At 69.7% G+C, this 18,689-nt stretch carries 16 protein-coding genes; 9 read left to right on the forward strand and 7 right to left on the reverse strand.

Annotation, left to right across the window (positions count from 1 at the left end; translation table 11 throughout):
• The first annotated feature begins 54 nt into the window (after window positions 1-54).
• A complete protein-coding gene (locus NLX86_RS06185; RefSeq protein ID WP_254370562.1) occupies window positions 55-1,491 on the forward strand; it encodes an amino acid permease in 1,437 nt (478 codons plus the stop codon).
• A gap of 95 nt (window positions 1,492-1,586) precedes the next feature.
• On the opposite strand, the gene NLX86_RS06190 is transcribed toward NLX86_RS06185, so the two are convergent.
• Window positions 1,587-2,186: a biotin transporter BioY gene (locus NLX86_RS06190; protein WP_254370563.1), complete on the reverse strand. Its 600-nt coding sequence runs from the start codon at window positions 2,184-2,186 to the stop codon at window positions 1,587-1,589.
• Window positions 2,187-2,444: 258 nt separating this feature from the next.
• Between NLX86_RS06190 and NLX86_RS06195 the strand changes: the two genes are divergently transcribed.
• Window positions 2,445-3,827 carry an amino acid permease gene (locus NLX86_RS06195; RefSeq protein ID WP_254370564.1) on the forward strand — a complete coding sequence of 461 codons (1,383 nt, stop codon included), beginning with the start codon at window positions 2,445-2,447 and terminating at the stop codon, window positions 3,825-3,827.
• A gap of 170 nt (window positions 3,828-3,997) precedes the next feature.
• Complete coding sequence (locus NLX86_RS06200) at window positions 3,998-4,639, forward strand: superoxide dismutase (protein ID WP_254370565.1); 642 nt, start codon at window positions 3,998-4,000, stop codon at window positions 4,637-4,639.
• Window positions 4,640-4,760: 121 nt separating this feature from the next.
• On the opposite strand, the gene NLX86_RS06205 is transcribed toward NLX86_RS06200, so the two are convergent.
• Complete coding sequence (locus NLX86_RS06205) at window positions 4,761-5,405, reverse strand: DsbA family protein (protein WP_254370566.1); 645 nt, start codon at window positions 5,403-5,405, stop codon at window positions 4,761-4,763.
• Window positions 5,406-5,579: 174 nt separating this feature from the next.
• Between NLX86_RS06205 and pepN the strand changes: the two genes are divergently transcribed.
• Together pepN and NLX86_RS06215 are read left to right on the forward strand one after the other, a co-directional pair.
• A complete protein-coding gene (gene pepN / locus NLX86_RS06210; RefSeq protein WP_254370567.1) occupies window positions 5,580-8,201 on the forward strand; it encodes an aminopeptidase N in 2,622 nt (873 codons plus the stop codon).
• 171 nt (window positions 8,202-8,372) lie between these two features.
• Window positions 8,373-9,506, forward strand: a complete 1,134-nt coding sequence (locus NLX86_RS06215) for a hypothetical protein (protein WP_254370568.1) — start codon at window positions 8,373-8,375, stop codon at window positions 9,504-9,506.
• A gap of 55 nt (window positions 9,507-9,561) precedes the next feature.
• Here NLX86_RS06215 and NLX86_RS06220 read toward each other — a convergent pair whose 3' ends face one another.
• On the reverse strand, window positions 9,562-10,731 hold the full coding sequence (locus tag NLX86_RS06220) for a serine hydrolase (RefSeq protein WP_254370569.1): 1,170 nt from the start codon (window positions 10,729-10,731) through the stop codon (window positions 9,562-9,564).
• 207 nt (window positions 10,732-10,938) lie between these two features.
• Between NLX86_RS06220 and NLX86_RS06225 the strand changes: the two genes are divergently transcribed.
• Window positions 10,939-11,178, forward strand: a complete 240-nt coding sequence (locus tag NLX86_RS06225) for a chaplin (RefSeq protein ID WP_254370570.1) — start codon at window positions 10,939-10,941, stop codon at window positions 11,176-11,178.
• A 58-nt stretch (window positions 11,179-11,236) separates the two neighbouring features.
• Here the strand turns inward: NLX86_RS06225 and NLX86_RS06230 are convergent, their stop codons facing one another.
• Both NLX86_RS06230 and NLX86_RS06235 read right to left on the reverse strand, forming a co-directional pair.
• Window positions 11,237-12,103, reverse strand: a complete 867-nt coding sequence (locus tag NLX86_RS06230) for a pyridoxamine 5'-phosphate oxidase family protein (protein WP_254370571.1) — start codon at window positions 12,101-12,103, stop codon at window positions 11,237-11,239.
• Between the two features lie 37 nt (window positions 12,104-12,140).
• Window positions 12,141-12,596, reverse strand: a complete 456-nt coding sequence (locus NLX86_RS06235; protein ID WP_254370572.1) for a VOC family protein — start codon at window positions 12,594-12,596, stop codon at window positions 12,141-12,143.
• Between the two features lie 117 nt (window positions 12,597-12,713).
• Between NLX86_RS06235 and NLX86_RS06240 the strand changes: the two genes are divergently transcribed.
• From NLX86_RS06240 to NLX86_RS06250, 3 genes are all read left to right on the forward strand, one after another.
• A complete protein-coding gene (locus tag NLX86_RS06240) occupies window positions 12,714-13,256 on the forward strand; it encodes a CGNR zinc finger domain-containing protein (protein ID WP_254370573.1) in 543 nt (180 codons plus the stop codon).
• Between the two features lie 211 nt (window positions 13,257-13,467).
• Window positions 13,468-16,761: a S8 family serine peptidase gene (locus NLX86_RS06245; protein WP_374213838.1), complete on the forward strand. Its 3,294-nt coding sequence runs from the start codon at window positions 13,468-13,470 to the stop codon at window positions 16,759-16,761.
• A gap of 184 nt (window positions 16,762-16,945) precedes the next feature.
• On the forward strand, window positions 16,946-17,974 hold the full coding sequence (locus NLX86_RS06250) for an aspartate-semialdehyde dehydrogenase (protein ID WP_254370575.1): 1,029 nt from the start codon (window positions 16,946-16,948) through the stop codon (window positions 17,972-17,974).
• A 61-nt stretch (window positions 17,975-18,035) separates the two neighbouring features.
• On the opposite strand, the gene NLX86_RS06255 is transcribed toward NLX86_RS06250, so the two are convergent.
• Both NLX86_RS06255 and NLX86_RS06260 read right to left on the reverse strand, forming a co-directional pair.
• On the reverse strand, window positions 18,036-18,383 hold the full coding sequence (locus NLX86_RS06255) for a type II toxin-antitoxin system PemK/MazF family toxin (protein ID WP_302060994.1): 348 nt from the start codon (window positions 18,381-18,383) through the stop codon (window positions 18,036-18,038).
• Window positions 18,370-18,600 carry a ribbon-helix-helix domain-containing protein gene (locus NLX86_RS06260; RefSeq protein WP_254370576.1) on the reverse strand — a complete coding sequence of 77 codons (231 nt, stop codon included), beginning with the start codon at window positions 18,598-18,600 and terminating at the stop codon, window positions 18,370-18,372. The genes NLX86_RS06255 and NLX86_RS06260 overlap by 14 nt, the downstream gene beginning before the upstream one ends.
• Between the last annotated feature and the right edge of the window lie 89 nt (window positions 18,601-18,689).

Below are 18,689 nucleotides of genomic sequence, written 5' to 3' on the forward strand. Positions count from 1 at the left end.
CGAATGTCAGGTTTGAATGCACGGGCTCGTAACCCGAGAACCTAAGGATTACGCATGACCACGCAGTCGACCCTTACGAAGGCAGGCGAAAACCCCGGAAACACCGGGGAAACGCAGCCTTCCGATGGTCTGAAAGCCGGCCTCAAGAACCGTCATCTGTCCATGATCGCCATCGGCGGTGTGATCGGCGCGGGCCTCTTCGTGGGCTCCTCCGGCGGCATCGCCAAGGCCGGCCCCGCCATCCTGGTGTCCTACGCGCTGGTCGGCGCGCTGGTCGTGTTCGTGATGCGGATGCTGGGCGAGATGGCCGCCGCCAGCCCCAACTCGGGGTCCTTCTCCGCCTACGCCGACCGTGCGCTGGGCCGCTGGGCGGGCTTCTCGATCGGCTGGCTGTACTGGTTCTTCTGGGTGGTGGTACTCGCCGTCGAGGCGACCGCCGGCGCGGTGATCCTCGAGGGCTGGATCCCTGCCGTGCCGCAGTGGGCCTGGGCGTTGATCGTGATGGTCGTACTGACGGCCACCAACCTCGCCTCGGTCTCCTCCTACGGTGAGTTCGAGTTCTGGTTCGCGGGTATCAAGGTCGTCGCGATCGGCGCCTTCGTGGTGATCGGTCTGCTCGCCGTCTTCGGCGTGCTGCCGGGCTCCGACAACCCGGGCGCGGGCTTCGCCCACCTCACCGACGCGGGCGGGTTCCTGCCCAACGGGGCAGGCGCCATCCTCACCGGTGTGCTGATGGTCGTCTTCTCCTTCATGGGCAGCGAGATCGTCACGCTGGCCGCCGGTGAGTCCGAGGACCCGCGGCGCGCGGTCACCAAGGCCACCAACAGCGTCATCTGGCGGATCGGCGTCTTCTACCTGGGCTCGATCTTCGTGGTCCTGACCCTGCTGCCGTGGAACCACAAGTCGATCGTCGAGAAGGGCTCCTACGTCGCGGCCCTGGACTCGATCGGCATCGCGCACGCCGGCCAGATCATGAACGTGATCGTGCTGACCGCGGTGCTCTCCTGCCTGAACTCGGGCCTCTACACCGCCTCCCGCATGGCCTTCTCGCTGGGCGAGCGCGGCGACGCGCCGAAGGCGTTCGCCAAGGTCAACGCCAAGGGCGTGCCGACCGTCGCCATCCTGGCCTCCGTGGTCTTCGGCTTCGCCGCCGTCTACTTCAACTACGCCTTCAAGGACACGGTCTTCCTCTTCCTGCTGAACTCCTCGGGCGCGGTGGCCCTGTTCGTCTGGCTGGTGATCTGTTTCACCCAGCTGCGGATGCGCGGGATCCTGCTGCGTGAGGCTCCGGAGAAGCTGACCGTGCGGATGTGGCTCTTCCCGTATCTGACCTGGGCGACCGCCGCGATGATCACCTTCGTGCTGGTCTACATGCTCTTCGACGACGCCAACCGCGAGGTGGTGCTGCTGTCGCTGCTGGTGGCAGCGGCCGTGGTGGCCGTCGGTGTGGTCCGCCAGCGCCTGAACAAGGCCGTGGCGAGCAAGGCCTAGCCGTACGTACGAAGGGGCCCGCACACCGGTGACGGTGTGCGGGCCCCTTCGTACGCAGGCATACGGAGCGTACGTAGTCGTACGTACGGACGAACTCAGCCGCGGCGGCCGAGGAGCTTCCAGGCTGCGGGCAGCGCGCCCATGGCGAGCGCGGCCTTGACCGCGTCGCCGATCAGGAACGGCGTCAGGCCGGCCGCGACGGCGGCGCCGAAGGAGAGGTCCGCGGCGGCCATCAGGTACGGGACACCGACCGCGTAGATCACCGCGGAGCCGATCGCCATCGCACCGGCGGTACGGAGCACCGAGCGGTCCGCGCCGCGGCGGGCGAGCGCACCGACGACGGTCGCGGCGAGCACCATGCCCAGGACGTAGCCGAAGGAGGCACCGCCGGCGCCCGAGGTGCCGTTCGCGAACCACGGCATACCCGCCATGCCCACCAGCGCGTACAGCGCGAGGGCGAGGAAGCCTCGGCGGGCGCCGAGCGAGGTGCCGACGAGCAGGGCCGCGAAGGTCTGGCCGGTGACCGGGACCGGCGAGCCGGGAACCGGCACGGCGATCTGGGCGGCGATACCGGTGAGCGCGGCCCCGCCGAGCACGAGCGCGAGGTCCCTGACCCGGGCGCGCGAGGCGGTGGAGGCGGGCAGCAGGTCGGCGAGGACCGCTCCGGGACGCGAGGTGAGGGAAGCAGCGCTCATCGGAACTCCTGGGGTGAGGCAGTCGGGGACACCGTGACGCTAACCCGGGTGTCAGCGCTCGATCACCGTCAGCCAACGACAAAGCCCGCAGCGTGTCGTTGGTGGGGATCACACAAAGGTCATCCGCCATGCGCGAGTTGACGTGACACTCGTCACTGAAGGTGGGAGCGGAGGCGGTCCGTTTTGCACCAACGGGCCCCGCTCGGAGAGACTGTGGGATCCCACCAAACCGCTGAGCCCCTTGCGAGTACGAGCGCCATGCACGACGCACTGCCTGCCGAACCCCTCTCCCATGGGCTCAAGCAGCGCCACCTGACCATGCTCGGCCTCGGCGGGGTGATCGGTGCCGGACTGTTCGTCGGCTCCGGTGCCGGGATCGCGGTCGCCGGCCCCGGGATCGTCGTCTCGTATCTGATCGCGGGCACGCTCGCGATGCTGGTGATGCGGATGCTCGGCGAGATGTCCGCAGCGATGCCCGCTTCCGGCTCCTTCTCCGTGCACGCGGAGCGGGCGATGGGGCGCTGGGCCGGGTTCTCGGTGGGATGGCTGTACTGGTTCCTGCTGGTCGTCGTCCTCGCCGTGGAGGCGACGGGCGCGGCGCGGATCGCGAACGGGTGGGTGCCTGGGGTGCCGCAGTGGGCCTGGGTGCTGATCTTCATGGTGGTGTTCACCGCCGCGAACCTCGCCGCCGTGAAGAACTTCGGGGAGTTCGAGTTCTGGTTCGCGGGCCTGAAGGTCCTCGCGATCGTGCTGTTCCTCGGGCTGGGCCTGCTGGCGATCCTCGGCGTACTGCCGACGGCGTCCAATCCCTCTGGGGAGCCCGTGGGGATGACCAACCTGACCGGACAGGGCGGCTTCCTGCCGAACGGCTGGGAAGGCGTGGTCTCGGGTGTGCTGGCCGTCGTCTTCGCCTTCGGCGGCCTGGAGGTCGTCACCATCGCCGCCGCGGAGTCCGACGATCCGGCGCGCGCGGTCAGCCGGGCGGTGCGCAGCGCGGTGTGGCGGATCCTCTTCTTCTACGTCGGTTCGATGCTTGTCATCGTCACGCTGCTGCCGTGGACCGCGATGAACCCCGGGCAGAGCCCGTATGTCGCGGTGCTCGACTCGATCGGTGTGCGGTCCGCCGGCCAGATCATGAACATCGTGGTGTTCGTGGCCCTGCTGTCGGCGCTGAACGCCAATCTGTACGGGTCCTCCCGGATGGTGTTCTCGCTGGCCGAGCGCGGCGAAGCACCGAAGGGGCTGCTGAGGATCTCGGGCGGCGGGGTGCCGCGCCGGGCGGTGCTCGCCTCGGTCGCCTTCGGATTCGTCTCCGTACTGCTCAATCTGAAGTGGCCCGACTCCGTCTTTCAGTACATGCTCAACGCGGTCGGCGCGGTGCTGCTGTTCGTCTGGGCCCTGATCGCGGTCTCGCAGCTGCGGCTGCGCCGCCGGATCGAGCGGGAAGCCCCCGAGACGCTGACCCTGCGGATGTGGGGCTTCCCCTGGCTGACCTGGACGGTACTGGCCGCGATGGCCGCCGTACTGGTCCTGATGCTGACGGACGACGTGGCCCGGCCGCAGGTGCTGTGGTCGGCGGCGGCGGCCGCCGCGGTCCTGCTGGCGGCGGGGGTACGGGAGTTGATCGCGCGCCGCGGGTGATCTCGCGGTGGGCCGTCACCATCGTCGTTCCGGCCGTTCCGGCCTGATCGGCGGTCTGCGCACGGCCTACCTCGCGCCAACCGACGCCTCACGCACTTCCACCAGCTTCTGCTGTTAAAGTGCACTTGCAAGTCTTTTGCAATAAGAGTTGTCGAAGGGCGTTGTCGATCATGGCCATCTACACACTTCCGGAACTTCCGTACGACTACGCGGCGCTTGAGCCCGTCATCAGCCCGCAGATCATCGAGCTGCACCACGACAAGCACCACGCGGCATACGTGAAGGGCGCGAACGACACCCTCGAGCAGTTGGAGGAGGCGCGCGACAAGGAGGCGTGGGGGGCCATCAACGGCCTGGAGAAGAACCTCGCGTTTCATCTCTCCGGGCACATCCTGCACTCGATCTACTGGCACAACATGACCGGTGACGGCGGCGGCGAGCCGCTGGAGAAGGACGGGGTGGGCGAGCTGGCCGACGCCATCGCCGAATCCTTCGGCTCCTTCGCCAAGTTCAGGACCCAGCTCTCCAAGGCGTCCGCCACCACCCAGGGTTCGGGCTGGGGAGTCCTCGCGTACGAGCCGGTCAGCGGCCGCCTCATCGTCGAGCAGGTCTATGACCACCAGGGCAATGTCGGCCAGGGATCGGTACCGATCCTGGTCTTCGACGCCTGGGAGCACGCCTTCTATCTGCAGTACAAGAACCAGAAGGTGGACTTCATCGAGGCCATGTGGCAGGTCGTCAACTGGCAGGACGTGGCGAAGCGTTACACGTCCGCCAAGGAGCGTGCCCACAGCCTGCTGCTCGCCCCGTGATGATCTAGCCACCAGAGCGTCCTGCTCGTGATCGTCTTCTCAACCTTCACGTGCGGGCGGATGGAAACGGAAGGCTCCCGCGAGGACGTGACTCGCGGGGGCCTTTCGCATGCGGTGCAGCTCAGTCGAAGATCGGACCTTCGGTCCGGGTGCGCTTGATCTCGTAGAAGCCCGGCGTCGACGCCACCAGCAGCGTGCCGTCCCACAGCTTCGCCGCCGCCTCGCCCTTCGGCGCCGGGGTGACCACCGGGCCGAAGAAGGCGATCTGCTCGCCGTCCGCGCCCGGGACCGCGATCACCGGGGTGCCGACGTCCTGGCCGACCTTCTCGATGCCCTCCTGGTGGGAGGCCCGCAGCTCGGTGTCGTACGTGTTCGAACCGGCGTACTCGATCAGCTCGGCCGGCAGCCCGACCTCCTCCAGCGCGCCGGCAACGGCCTCGAGCGTCGGACCCTCGCCCCGGTTGTGGAAACGGGTACCGAGCGCCGTGTAGAGCGGGCCGGTGATCTGCTCGCCGAACTTCTGCTGGGCGGCGATGACGACGCGGACCGGGCCCCAGGCCTGGGTCGCGAGCATCTCGCGGTACTCCTCGGGCAGCTCGTCGACACGGTTCTCGTTGAGCACCGCGAGGCTCATGACGTGCCAGCGGACCTCGACGTCGCGGACCTTCTCGACCTCCAGCATCCAGCGGGACGTCATCCACGCCCACGGACAGAGCGGGTCGAACCAGAAGTCGACGGGGGTCTTGCCGGTCGGAGTGTCGGACATGTCTCTCCTCGAGAAGAACGTCGGTCGCGCGCGTCGTACGTGGAACGTCGTACCGCGCAACACCGCCGGTGACCGGTGTCATTCCCGGGTGCCCGGCCACGAGCGCCCGTGGGAGGATTCGAACGCTGTAATCGCTGTAGGTGAACACGCACGAACACGCACGAAGGAGTGCCTGTGCCCGGTGAGAATCTGACCCGCGACGAGGCCCATGAGCGGGCCGCACTACTGTCCGTCGACGGGTACGAAGTGTCGCTCGACCTGCGTTCCGCGGTCGGTGAGGACGAATCCGGGAACGACCCGCGCACCTTCCGTTCGGTGACCACCATCCGCTTCCGTGCCGCCGTGCCGGGGGCGGCGTCCTTCGCGGACCTGGTGGCGCCGTCGGTGAACACCGTGCGGCTCAACGGCCGCGAGCTGGACCCCGCCCTCGTGTTCGACGGAACCCGGATCGCGCTGGACGACCTGGCCGCGGAGAACGTACTGGTGGTCGACGCGCAGTGCGCGTACAGCCGCACCGGCGAGGGCATGCACCGCTTCGTCGACCCGGAGGACGGCGAGGTCTACCTCTACACGCAGTACGAGCCCGCCGACGCGCGCCGGGTCTTCGCGAACTTCGAACAGCCCGACCTTAAGGCCCCCTTCCTCTTCGAGGTCACCGCGCCCGAGGGCTGGACGGTGTGGAGCAACGGCGCGACCGGGTCGCAGCTGGGCGAGGTGTGGCGGTTCGCCGAGACGAAGCCGATCTCGACGTACATCACCGCGGTCGTCGCCGGTCCGTACCACTACGTCACCGACTCCTACAGCCGCAGCTTCGACGACGGCACGACGCTGGAGATTCCGCTCGGCGCGATGTGCCGCAAGGGGCTCGCCCGGTACTTCGACGCCGACGACGTCTTCCTGGTGACGAAGCAGGGCCTGGACTTCTTCCACGACCACTTCGACTACCCGTACCCCTTCGGCAAGTACGACCAGGCGTTCGTCCCCGAGTACAACCTCGGCGCGATGGAGAACCCGGGCATGGTGACCTTCCGCGAGGAGTACATCTTCCGCGGCAAGGTGACGCAGGCGTCGTACGAGCGCCGGGCGAACGTCATCCTGCACGAGATGGCGCACATGTGGTTCGGCGACCTGGTCACCATGCAGTGGTGGGACGACCTGTGGCTGAAGGAGTCCTTCGCCGACTTCATGGGCTCGTTCTCCATGGTGGAGGCGACCCGCTTCGACAACGGCTGGGTCACCTTCGCCAACAACCGCAAGGCGTGGGCGTACCGCGCCGACCAGCTGCCCTCCACGCACCCGGTCACGGCGGACATCCGTGACCTGGAGGACGCCAAGCTCAACTTCGACGGCATCACGTACGCCAAGGGCGCGTCGGTGCTGAAGCAGCTCGTCGCGTACGTGGGCCAGGACGCGTTCCTGGAAGGCGCCCGGCGCTACTTCAAGCGGCACGAGTACGGGAACACCCGCCTGGGCGATCTGCTGTCCGTACTGGAGGAGACCTCCGGGCGGGACATGGCCGGCTGGGCCAAGTCCTGGCTGCAGACGGCCGGGGTCAACTCGCTCACCCCGCAGGTCACTTATGACGCCTCCGACCGGATCACCGAGCTGGCGATCCTCCAGGAGGCCGCGGGGTCTCACGCGGTGGAGCCGCATAATCGAGCACAGTCGGAGCTGCGGCCGCACCGCGTCGCCGTGGGCCTCTACCGGCGGCGGGACGATGACGGCGCGCTCGTACGGTACGCCCGCGCCGAGGTGGATGTGGCCGGCCCGCGCACCGTCGTGGAGGGACTGGCCGGATCCGAGCGGCCCGCGCTGGTGCTGGTCAACGACGACGACCTCACGTACTGCAAGATCCGCTTCGACGAGGGCTCGCTGGCCACCCTGCGGGGGCACCTCGGTGAGATCACCGACCCGCTCGCGCGGGCGCTGTGCTGGTCCGCCATGTGGAACCTCACCCGGGACGCGCTGATGCCGGCCCGCGGCTTCGTGGCGCTCGTCCTGAGCTTCGCGGGGCGCGAGTCGGACGTGGGCGTGCTCCAGATGCTGCACACCTGGGCGCGTTCCGCGATCACGCACTACGCCGCGCCCGAGTGGCGCGAGCAGGGCGGCCGGGCGCTGGCCGAGGGCGCGCTGCGCGAGCTGCGGCTCGCCGGGCCCGGCAGCGAGAACCAGCTCACCTGGGCGCGGTTCTTCGCCGCGACCGCCACCACCGAGGCCGACCTCCAGCTGCTCCAGGGTCTGCTGGACGGCACGGCGAAGATCGACGGGCTCGACGTCGACCAGGAGCTGCGCTGGTCCTTCCTGGAGCCGCTGGCCTCGCACGGCGTTGCCGACGAGCAGGCCGTCGACGCGGAGCTGGCCCGCGACGACACGGCTTCCGGGAAGCGGCACCAGGTGCGCTGCCTGGCCGCCCGTCCCGCGGCCGAGGTCAAGGCGCAGGCGTGGGCGGCGGTCGTCGAGTCGGACGCGCTCTCCAACGCGCTGGTGGAAGCCACGATTTCGGGCTTCGCGCAGGCGGGTCAGCGGGAGCTGCTCGCCCCGTACACGCCGAAGTACTTCGAGGCGATCGAGCGGGTGTGGACCGAGCGTTCGATCCAGATCGGCATGGATGTGGTGCGGGGCCTGTTCCCCTCCCTCCAGGACGACCGGGCGACGCTGGACGCCACGGACGCGTGGCTGGACGGCCACCGGGACGCGGCCCCGGCTCTGCGCAGGCTGGTCCTGGAGGCGCGCGACGACCTGGCGCGCGCGCTGCGCGGACAGGTGTGCGACGCGGCGGCAGCTGACGCTGTGTGACCGTACGACGGCCGGTCTCTGACGCGGTGTGACGAAGTGCTGATCAGGCGCCTGGACGGAGGTACCTGATCGGCAGTCGAACGCCCGTACTTTAGGACGCCCTTGTCCGGATTTGTCGACGGGCGTGTAACAGCGGTTAGGGGGCGGATCCCGGGCGGGAAACCCCGGGTCATGAACCACAACACCCCGCTCTCCCCCCGCCCCCTCCGCCACCTCTGCGACGTACAGCGCCGCGTCGTCGGCGTCGCGCAGCTGCGCGAGCACGGCGTGACCGCGGCCGACGCCGCCGAGCGCTGCCGGGCCGGCGGGCCCTGGCAGCAGATCCTCCCCGGTGTCTTCCTGCTCCACCCCGGTCCGCCCACCAGCGAGGAGCGGCTGCACGCCACGCTGCTGTACGCCGGACGCCCGGTCGCGGCCGCCGCCACGCCCTCCCCCACGCCCTCCCCCACGCCCTCCGCCAGGCCCGCCGTCGCGCCCGCCGTCCTGCCCGAGCAGCCGGCCGCGCCCGACCAGGCCGCTGCCGCCCGGCCGCGCTACGGCGAGGCCGTGATCACCGGGCTGGCGGCCCTCGCCCTGCACCGGTTCGCCTCCGCTCCCCCGCTGATCTCGCTGGACCGGATCGATGTACTGGTCCCACGTACCCGGCGGCTGCGGTCCACCGGCTTCGTGCGGCTGGTCCGCACCCAGGCGATGCCCGACCCGGAAGAGCTGACCGGGGTGCCCGTCGCGCCGGTGGCCCGGGCGCTCGCGGATGCCGTCGGGCACCTCGCCGACGCGAACGCGGTACGGCGGCTGCTCACCGAGGCGGTACGCGGCGGCCACTGCGAAGCCACCTCCGTCGTACGGGAGCTGACGCGGGCCAGACTGCTCAACCAGCCGCACGTCGTGGACGCGGTCGACTCGCTGGTCGCGGAGGGCCGGGCGATCGCCGAGGACCGGCTGTACGAGATGGTCCGTGCATACGGCCTGCCCGACCCGCTGTGGAACGTGGACCTGCGCCTGCCGGGCGGGCCCCACCTGGGCGGGGTCGACGCGTACTGGCCCGACCAGGCAGTCGCGGTGGAGCTGGACACGCGGGCGTCCCGGCAGGGGCACCGGCAGGGCCACCGGCTGGAGGAGGACGCGCAGTGGTCCGAAGTCGCCCGTAAGCGCGAGCACTTGGAGCGGCTCGGCATCACGGTCGTGCACATCACACCGCGCAAGCTGCGCGATGCGGCCGACCAGCAGGCGGCGGTGGTCAGGACCGCGCTGATGGCCTCCGGAGACCGGGACCCGGCCGCGTACGTGGTGGTACTGCCGCGGTGACGTCGTACGCGGGGCGGGATCTTGCGGCCCCGCGTACGACGCGCCCGCGCCCCCGTTACTTGCGGCAGAACTCCGCCTCGACGACCGCCTGCGAGTCGCCCGCCCAGTCGCCGTTGAGGTTCATGGCGAGGGTGTGGCTCGCGTCCCGGGTCGCGAGAGCCTCGGACGAGGAGCCATGGATGCCGCCACCGTGGCCCCAGACCTCCTTCCCGCAGGAGAGCTTCTGCCGCATCAGCCCCAGGCCGTAGCGGAAGCCGGGCAGCTCGTCGCTCACCGCCACGGTCGTGGTCATCTCCTTCAGCTCCTGCTTCGGAAGCAGCTTGCCCCGCAGCAGCGCGCGGTAGAAGCGTTGCAGATCCGAGGAGTTGGAGATCATCTCGCCGGCCGCGCCCGCCGCGGACGGGTTCAGCTCGGTGACGTCGTGGATCTTCGTGGCTGCCGGGTCATCGGTCAGCTTGGAGTAGGCGCGGCCGCTGGGCTTCGGCATCCGGGCGTCGGTGCCGGGCACGGAGGTGGCACGCAGGCCGAGCGGGCGCAGAACTCGGCGCTCGATCTCGGATCCGTACGGGCGGCCGGTGACCTTCTCGATGACCATCCCGGCGACGGTGTAGTTGGTGTTGGAGTAGTTCCAGCTCGTACCGGGCTGGAAGTCGGGCTTGTGGGTCATGGCGAGGCCGACCAGCTGCTTCGGCGTCCAGGTGTCGTAGCGGTGCTTGAAGAAGCCCTCGCCGAAGACGTCCTGCACAAAGCCGGGGTCGTTCGTATAGCTGTAGATCCCGCTGGTGTGGTTGAGGAGCTGCCGGACGGTGATGTCGCGCCCGTCGTGGCCGTTGCCGCGCACGAGGCCGGGCAGCCACTGCTCGACCGTGTCGTCCAGGTCGATTCTGTCCTCGGCCTGGAGCTGGAGCAGCACGGTGGCGACGAACGTCTTGGTGATGGAGCCGACGCGGTAGCGGTCCGCGGCCTGGCGCTCGCGCCCGGTCCGGCGGTCCGCGACTCCGGCGGTACCGGTCCAGGTGCCGTGCCGGTCCTGGGCCTGCGCCACCACTCCGGGCACCCCTGCCCGCACTGCCGCCTCGATGGCCTGCCGGGTGCCGTCATGGCCGGTCCCGGCAGACGGTGCGTCCGCTGCCGCCGGCGTGACGAAGGCGGTGGTGGCGACGGCCGCTGCGACGACCGTTCCGGTCAGTGCGGTCAGTGCGGTCCGGATCGTACGTACTGGCATGCGATTCCCCTGTCTGCGACTGCGGTCGGCGGACAGGACTCCGTACCGGCGGGCGCAGTTGCGCCGGCCGGCAGGGGTTGAGCGTGTTTCAGCCGTTCGCCGGGCATACGGCCGCGCGCCCCGCCCTCGGTCGGCCCAATTCCCGGGATATGGCCAGTTGTCCGGCTGCAATGGAACGTCATTTCATCCCACCGATCGGAGAGAAATATGCCGTTCCGTACTGCAGTCCTGGCCGCCGGCCTGGCCGCCTGTGCCGGGGTCCTGGCCACTTCCGGAGTCGCTGTAGCCGACTCCGAGGCCAACGGCGTCGCGGCCCACTCGCCGGGCGTCCTGTCGGGCAATCTGATCCAGATCCCGGTACATGTGCCGATCAACGTGTGTGGCAACAGCATCAACGTGATCGGGCTGCTCAACCCGGCGTTTGGCAACTCCTGCATCAACGACTGAGCAGGACAGACCGCGGCCGCGCCGTCACCCCCTCGGGGGAGACGGCGCGGCCGTACCCTCACGGATTGGCGGGTGAGAACTCCGGAGCGGTCCAGCGCAGCGGGCTGGCGTGCGGGGTCTCCACCACCTCCTCGACCGTGAAACGGGTCGTACGGCCCTGCTCGCCGAACTCGGTCCGCGCGGTGCCGGTGAGCTGGAGCGTGGTCCCGGTGGACCAGTCGAGGAAGAGCAGCCCGGCGCGGGGATCGGTCTGAAGGTTCCCCAGGGTCAGGAACATCGAGTTGCCCTGATAGTCGAGCCAGGCGATCTCATGCGGCGAAGTGACCTCCACGAAGCCCGGGTTGCCGCCCCGGTGGCTGGCGTCGGCGCCGTCCGCAGCGGCGGTGGCGATGAAGAAGGTGTCGGCGGCGCGGATGAGCTTCTCCTGGTCGGGGAGGAGCGCCCCGCCGCGCCGCACGACACCGGTCCGGGCGGGGTCGGGTGCTTCGAGCTCCCGCCGTTGCAGATACTTCGGGCAGTTGGCGAAGACCTGCTCGGCCTCCACGGCAAAGCCGCGCGCCGTCGGCGTGGCCGTGCCGTTGAGGCGCATCCGGCGGCGGGTGCGCGGGTCGAGCGCGATGGTGCCGACCGCTGCCCCGCCGGCGGCGAGCACCGCGGCGAGCGGGTCACCCTCCGGCGGGCCGCCGGTCACCGAGACCCGGCGGGGCCCGGTGGCCCGTACGAATCCGGGCTCGCCGGTGAGCAGCGAACTCCACATACGGCCGGCCTCGTCCGCCGCGCCGATGACCAGCATCGGCTGCAGGCCCAGGAAGGCCGCCGCGACCTCGCGGATGTCCTGCCCGATGGAACGGCCGACATGGTCGGCCTGTTCGCGCACGCCGACGCGCGTCTGCACCGCGCGCGAGCCCTCGTGGTACGGGTCCACGGTGTTCACTCCCTCGTAGGAACCAGAAGCCGGATGTCTAGAAGAAGCCGCAGGTCGGCGCGGCCGCCACCGGGGCGGGTGCGCCCTCCACGCCGGTCGGCACGGAGATTTCCAGCCGGATGCCGTCCGGGTCATGGAAGAAGATCCCGCCGGAAGCCGCCCCTTCGCCGTGGGCGACCACGCCGTCGTACGCGAAGTCCACGCCGGCCTCCCGGAGGCGGCTCTCGTACGCCGTCACCTCGTCGAGCGATCCGGCGTCGAAGGCGAGGTGGTGCAGCCCGGACAGGCCCGGTGCGTACGCGCCGTCCGCCTGCTGCCACAGCGTGAGGGTGAGCTGCCCGTCGTGCCCGAGGAACGCGAAGCGCCGCCCTTCCTCCTTGCCTTCGCCGAGGAGGCCGAAGCCGAGCACGTCCCGGTAGAACGCGAGCGAGCGCTCCAGGTCGGTGACGTTGAGGCCGATGTGCCCGGTCGTGAGTGTGCTGATCGCCGTCATGGCGGGTTCCTCTCCCTCGGTCCTTCTAACCTCTTAATTAGACCTTAGAGGTTAGCCATGGCGGAGTCAACCGGTCACGTACTCTTGAGTGGTTAGCCCGGAGCAAAGGAGCCAGGGATGCCCGCGACCGACCCGCGCCCCCTCGTCGGAGAGCCCGTCTCCCTCGATCTGCTGAACACCCGCTGGATGCGGGACGGCGAGGTCCAGGACCTGCTCACCGGCGTCCACGGGCTGCGCATCTGGCTCGCGAGCAACGGACTCGACGGCCGCTTCCGCGCCGACGCCGCCTCCCTGGACCATCTGCTGACCGCCCGAGAGGCACTCACCAGGGTCGTCGACAGCCCCGGCGACCCGGCCGGCCCGGCACGCGTCGACGCCGTACTCGGCCACGGCCGGATCCGCGCCACCCTCACCACCGCGGGGCCGGGCGAGCAGCCGGAGTTCGAGGACGTCTCCTGGGGCGCGGCCTGGACCGCCGCCCGCGACTACCTGGACCTGCTGCGCACCGCACCCGACCGGATCCGGGCATGCGCCCATGAAGCGTGCATTCTGCACTTCTTCGACACCTCGCGGAACGGCACCCGCCGCTGGTGCTCGATGGCCGCGTGCGGCAACCGCGCGAAGGCCTCACGTCACTACGCGCGCACACGTGAGAACTGAGAGAGCATCAGACCGGACACTGGTCGAGCATTCAACGATCGGCTGATCCCGCTATCACCCGTTACGCCACCGCTGACGCATCCCGCGCGGTGGCGGATGTACGCCATGTCGGCGCTCCGCCCCTGACAACCCTCCCCAAACAGTTGTCACTTGCGCAAAGCTGACCGGTCATCCGGCACCGAATTCCGGACCCGTTCTTTCACATACAGGGATGCAGATGACCCTCGAATCCCCCAGCTCCATATCCGGGGCGAGACGCGCGGCCCGTATCGCGGCCGCTGCCGGCCTGGTGGCCGCTCTCGCCGCCACCGGACCCGTACCCGCTTTCGCCGCAGTCGCGGACGACCCCGCGACCGCACCGGTCAAGTCCTCCTCGGACAAGCTCGGAGACGCGGACGCCGCACTGCTCGCCGAGGCCGAGGCCGAGGGCGAGAAGAGCGTCACGCTGATGGTGGCCACCGCTCCCGGCGCCACCGAGCAGGTGGCTCAGCAGCTCGACGGCGTCCAGGGCGCCACGGTCGGCCAGACGTACGACAAGCTCGGATACGTCCGGGCCACGGTCCCCACCGCGAAGGCCGAAGCGGCCATCGCGTCGGCCGCGAAGCTCTCCAGCGTCCACGGCATCGACCTCAAGCACGAGATCGAGCTCGACGACCCGACGCCGGCCGCCGACCGCGCCAAGGGGGCGGACGCCGCGGCGCGGGGGACCTACCCGGCGCCCGGCAGGAAGACCCCGGCGGAGAACCCGTACAACCCGTCCTTCGAGACCGGTGCGGTCGAGTTCGTCGAGGACAACCCCAAGGCCGACGGCCGCGGGGTCACCATCGGCATCCTCGACTCGGGTGTCGACCTCGGGCACCCCGCGCTGCAGAAGACCACCACCGGTGAGCGCAAGATCGTCGACTGGGTGACGGCCACCGACCCGGTCGCGGACGGCGACGGCACCTGGCTGCGGATGAACGGCGCCGTGACCGGCCCGACGTTCACCTCGGGCACCCGTACGTACTCGGCCCCCGCGGGCTCGTTCATGTTCCGGAACTTCGCCGAAGCCGCCACCACGGGCGGCGACATGGCCGGAGACCTCAACCGGGACGGCGACACCACCGACGTCTGGGGCGTGCTCTACGACCCGGCCGCCGGGACCGCCCGCGTGGACCTGAACAACGACGCGGACTTCACCAACGACGCCGCCATGAAGCCGTACAAGGACGGCTTCCAGATCGGCTACTTCGGCACCGACAACCCGGCCACCGAGGTCGTCGAGCGCATCCCGTTCGTGGTCGAGATCCGCAAGGACGTCGTCCACAACGCGGCCGGCGCCAAGTCCGACTACGTCAGCGTCGGCGTCATCGAGGGCTCGCACGGCACGCACGTGGCCGGCATCACCGCCGCCAACAGCCTCTTCGGCGGCCGGATGAACGGCGCCGCCCCCGGCGCCAAGCTGGTCTCCTCGCGCGCCTGCACCTGGTCCGGCGGCTGCACCAACGTAGCGCTGACCGAGGGCATGATCGACCTCGTGGTGAACCGCGGCGTGGACATCGTCAACATGTCCATCGGCGGCCTGCCCGCGCTCAACGACGGCAACAACGCCCGAGCGGAGCTCTACACCCGCCTGATCGACACCTACGGTGTCCAGCTGGTCGTCTCGGCCGGCAACAGCGGCCCCGGCGTCAACACGATCGGCGACCCGGCCCTGGCCGACAAGGTCATCAGCGTCGGTGCGGCCATCTCCAAGGAGACCTGGGCTTCCAACTACGGCTCGGCCGTGGAGAAGAAGTACGCGATGCTGAACTTCTCCTCGCGCGGTCCGCGCGAGGACGGCGGCTTCACGCCGACCATCACCGCGCCCGGTGCCTCCATCAACACCACCCAGACGTGGGCGCCCGGTGGCCCGGTCGCCGAGGCGGGCTACCAGCTGCCGGCCGGCTACTCCATGCTGCAGGGCACCTCGATGTCCTCGCCGCAGACCGCGGGCGCGAGCGCGCTGCTGCTCTCGGCCGCCAAGCAGAAGAAGATCGACCTCACGCCGGCGAAGCTGCGTACCGCGCTGGTCAGCACGGCCGACCACATCCGCGGTGTCCAGGCACACGAGGAGGGCGCCGGCCGGATCAACATCGTCGACGCCTGGGAGGCCATCGAGGACGGCGCCGCCGCCCACGAGTACACCGTCAAGGCTCCGGTCGACACCGCGATCGACCAGTTCCTGAAGACCCCGGGCTTCGGCACCGGTCTGTACGACCGTGAGGGCGGCCTCGCGGTCGGCCAGAAGAAGACGTACGACATCACGGTCACCCGCACCACGGGCCCGGACCGTCCGGTGCGTCACGAGCTGCACTTCGAGAACAACGACGGCACCTTCCGGATCGTGGGCGACGACGAGATCTCGCTCCCGCTGAACCAGCCGGTCACCGTCAAGGTCGCGGCCAAGCCCGGCACCGCCGGCGTGCACAGCGCGATCCTCGAGGTGAGCGACACGCGCACCGAGGGCATCGACAAGCAGATCCTCACCACCGTGGTCGCCTCGAAGGCGCTGGCCAAGCCGTCGTACGCGTTCTCGGCGTCCGACTCGGTGCAGCGCAACAGCAACGAGTCGTACTTCGTGACGGTGCCGGAGGGCGCGCGGTCGCTGGAGGTCGCGCTCGGCGCTCTCGCGGCGGGCAGCCAGACCCGGTTCATCTCCATCCACCCGTACGGTGTGCCGTCGGACCCGACGTCGACGGTCAACTGCTACCCGAACTACACCAACCCGGCGAACACCTGCCGCCCCGACCTGCGGTCGTACGCGAACCCGCAGCCGGGCGTCTGGGAGATCGAGGTCGAGTCGCGCCGTACGTCGCCGCTGCTCGACAACCCGTTCAAGCTGGACGTCTCGGTGCTGGGTGCCTCCTTCGACCCGGCCGTCCAGGTCCTCCCGGAGGCCAAGGTCGGCACGCCGGCCCCGGTCCAGTGGACGGTCAGCAACGGCTTCGCCGCCATCGACGGCAAGCTGAAGGGCGGCTCGCTCGGCTCTGCGAAGGTCACCAAGCCGACCATCGCGCACCACGAGACGCAGACCAGCACCGTTGTCATCGGTGAGGGTGTCGAGCGCCTCGACATCGCCATCGGCAACGTCTCCGACAAGGCGGCCGACCTGGACCTCACGGTCAAGAAGGACGGCAAGACGGTCGGCTCGTCCGCCGACGGCGACTCCGAGGAGGCGGTCAGCCTCATCAAGCCCGCCGCCGGTACGTACACCATCGAGGTCGACGGCTACTCGGTCCCGGCCGGGTCCACCACGTACGACTACCGGGACGTGTTCTTCGCGTCCTCGCTCGGCATGGTCAAGGTCGACGAGTCGGCGACGGTGAAGATCGCCAACGGCGCGTCGGCGCAGGTCGCCGCCGAGGTCGTGGTGAACAGCGCGGCCCCCGAGGGCCGGCAGTTCTTCGGCGAGGTCCAGCTGCTGAACGGCCGCGGCACCGCCGCGGGCACCGGCAGCGTGCAGATCGAGAAGGTCACGCCGTAGCGACGGTGTGATCCGTACGACAAGGGGCGGGCGCCTTACGGGGCGCCCGCCCTCCGTCGTCCTGCCTGGAATGGTCCAGCCCTCTCGGACAATGGAATGGATTGGACAAGGCGGCCCGGGTCATACGCATCATGGAGACACCCGCAGCACCCGCCAGCCAGCAGATACGTACCAAGGAGTCAGCGTGAGGGTCGCAATCGTCGGAGCCACCGGTCAGGTCGGCGGAGTCATGCTCAAGATCCTCGCCGAGCGGAAGTTCCCGGTCGACGAGCTTCGGCTGTTCGCCTCGGCGCGCTCCGCGGGCTCCACGCTGGAGTGGCAGGGCCGGCAGATCACCATCGAGGACGCGTCCACCGCCGACTACTCCGGCCTGGACATCGTGCTCTTCTCGGCGGGCGGCGCCACCTCCAAGGCCCTCGCGGAGAAGGTCGCCTCCCAGGGCGCCGTAGTGATCGACAACTCCTCGGCCTGGCGCCGCGACCCCGAGGTGCCGCTGGTCGTCTCCGAGGTCAATCCGCACGCGATCAAGGACCGCCCCAAGGGCATCATCGCCAACCCGAACTGCACCACCATGGCCGCGATGCCCGTGCTCAAGCCGCTGCACGCAGAGGCCGGGCTGACCGCGCTGGTCGTCACCACCTACCAGGCCGTCTCCGGCTCGGGTCTGGCCGGTGTCGCCGAGCTGGACGGCCAGGTGAAGAAGGTCGTCGAGCACGCCGCCGAGCTGACCCACGACGGCGAGTCGGTCGCGTTCCCCGAGCCCGGCGTCTACAAGCGCCCCATCGCCTTCAATGTGCTGCCGCTCGCGGGCTCCATCGTCGACGACGGCTCGTTCGAGACCGACGAGGAGCAGAAGCTCCGTAACGAGTCCCGCAAGATCCTGGAGATCCCGGAGCTCAAGGTCTCCGGCACGTGCGTCCGGGTCCCGGTCTTCTCGGGCCACTCGCTCCAGGTCAACGCCCGCTTCGAGCGTCCGATCAGCGTGGAGCGCGCGTACGAGCTGCTGCGGTACGCCGCGGGCGTCGAGCTCTCGGAGATCCCGACCCCGCTGCAGGCGGCCGGAAAGGACGCCTCGTACGTGGGCCGTATCCGCAACGACGAGACCGTCGAGAACGGCCTCTCGCTCTTCCTCTCCAGCGACAACCTCCGCAAGGGCGCGGCACTGAACGCCGTGCAGATCGCGGAGCTGGTGGCGGCCGAGCTCAAGGGCTGACGCCGGTACCTGATGAGACGAGGGGGCGGGCGCCGCGACGGCGCCCGCCCCCTCGGACATGTCAGAGCGCCAGGTGCCGCCGGAGCGCCACGTCGATCTCGGCCATGCGCTGGCGCGGAACCGAGCCGACCCGGTGCAGGAAACGCTCCAGGGCCATCGCCCGCACCTGCTCGCACTGGACCTTGGAGTCCTTTGGGAGTCCGCATTCAGCGGCCGGGAGCAGCACTTGGAACGGGTAGACGCGCGACGTGTTCGACGTCAGCGGCACGGCGGTGATCACGCCGCGCCCGGTCCGCGTCACCACCGCGTTGGCGCCCTCGTTCGACACGATCACCGCCGGGCGCGCCTTGTTGGCCTCACTGCCCCGCACCGGCTCGTAGTCGACCAGATAGATGTCACCGCGCCTCATCAGTGATCCCGTCGCCCGAGAACCGGTCCCAGAACGCGGCATCCTCGCTCGCGTCCCATTCGGCGAAGGCTGCCTCGTAGTCGGCCTCCAGGCGCGAGGCACGAAGCAGCTCAATGGCGGCGTGTATGACCGCGGACCGCGACTCCGCGGAGGTCTCGTCCGCGTACTCGTCGACGAAGGCCACATCCTCTTGGGGCAGGCTCACACTGATCTTCATACCAAGATGCTACTGGGGTAAGCCATCATTTGCCACCCCGCCTGGGCGGACGCCCGTGGAAGGATGGCGGGCAACGTCACCATCGAAGG

The sequence above is a fragment of the Streptomyces sp. A3M-1-3 genome (genome assembly GCF_024213665.1).
Classification (GTDB): domain Bacteria; phylum Actinomycetota; class Actinomycetes; order Streptomycetales; family Streptomycetaceae; genus Streptomyces.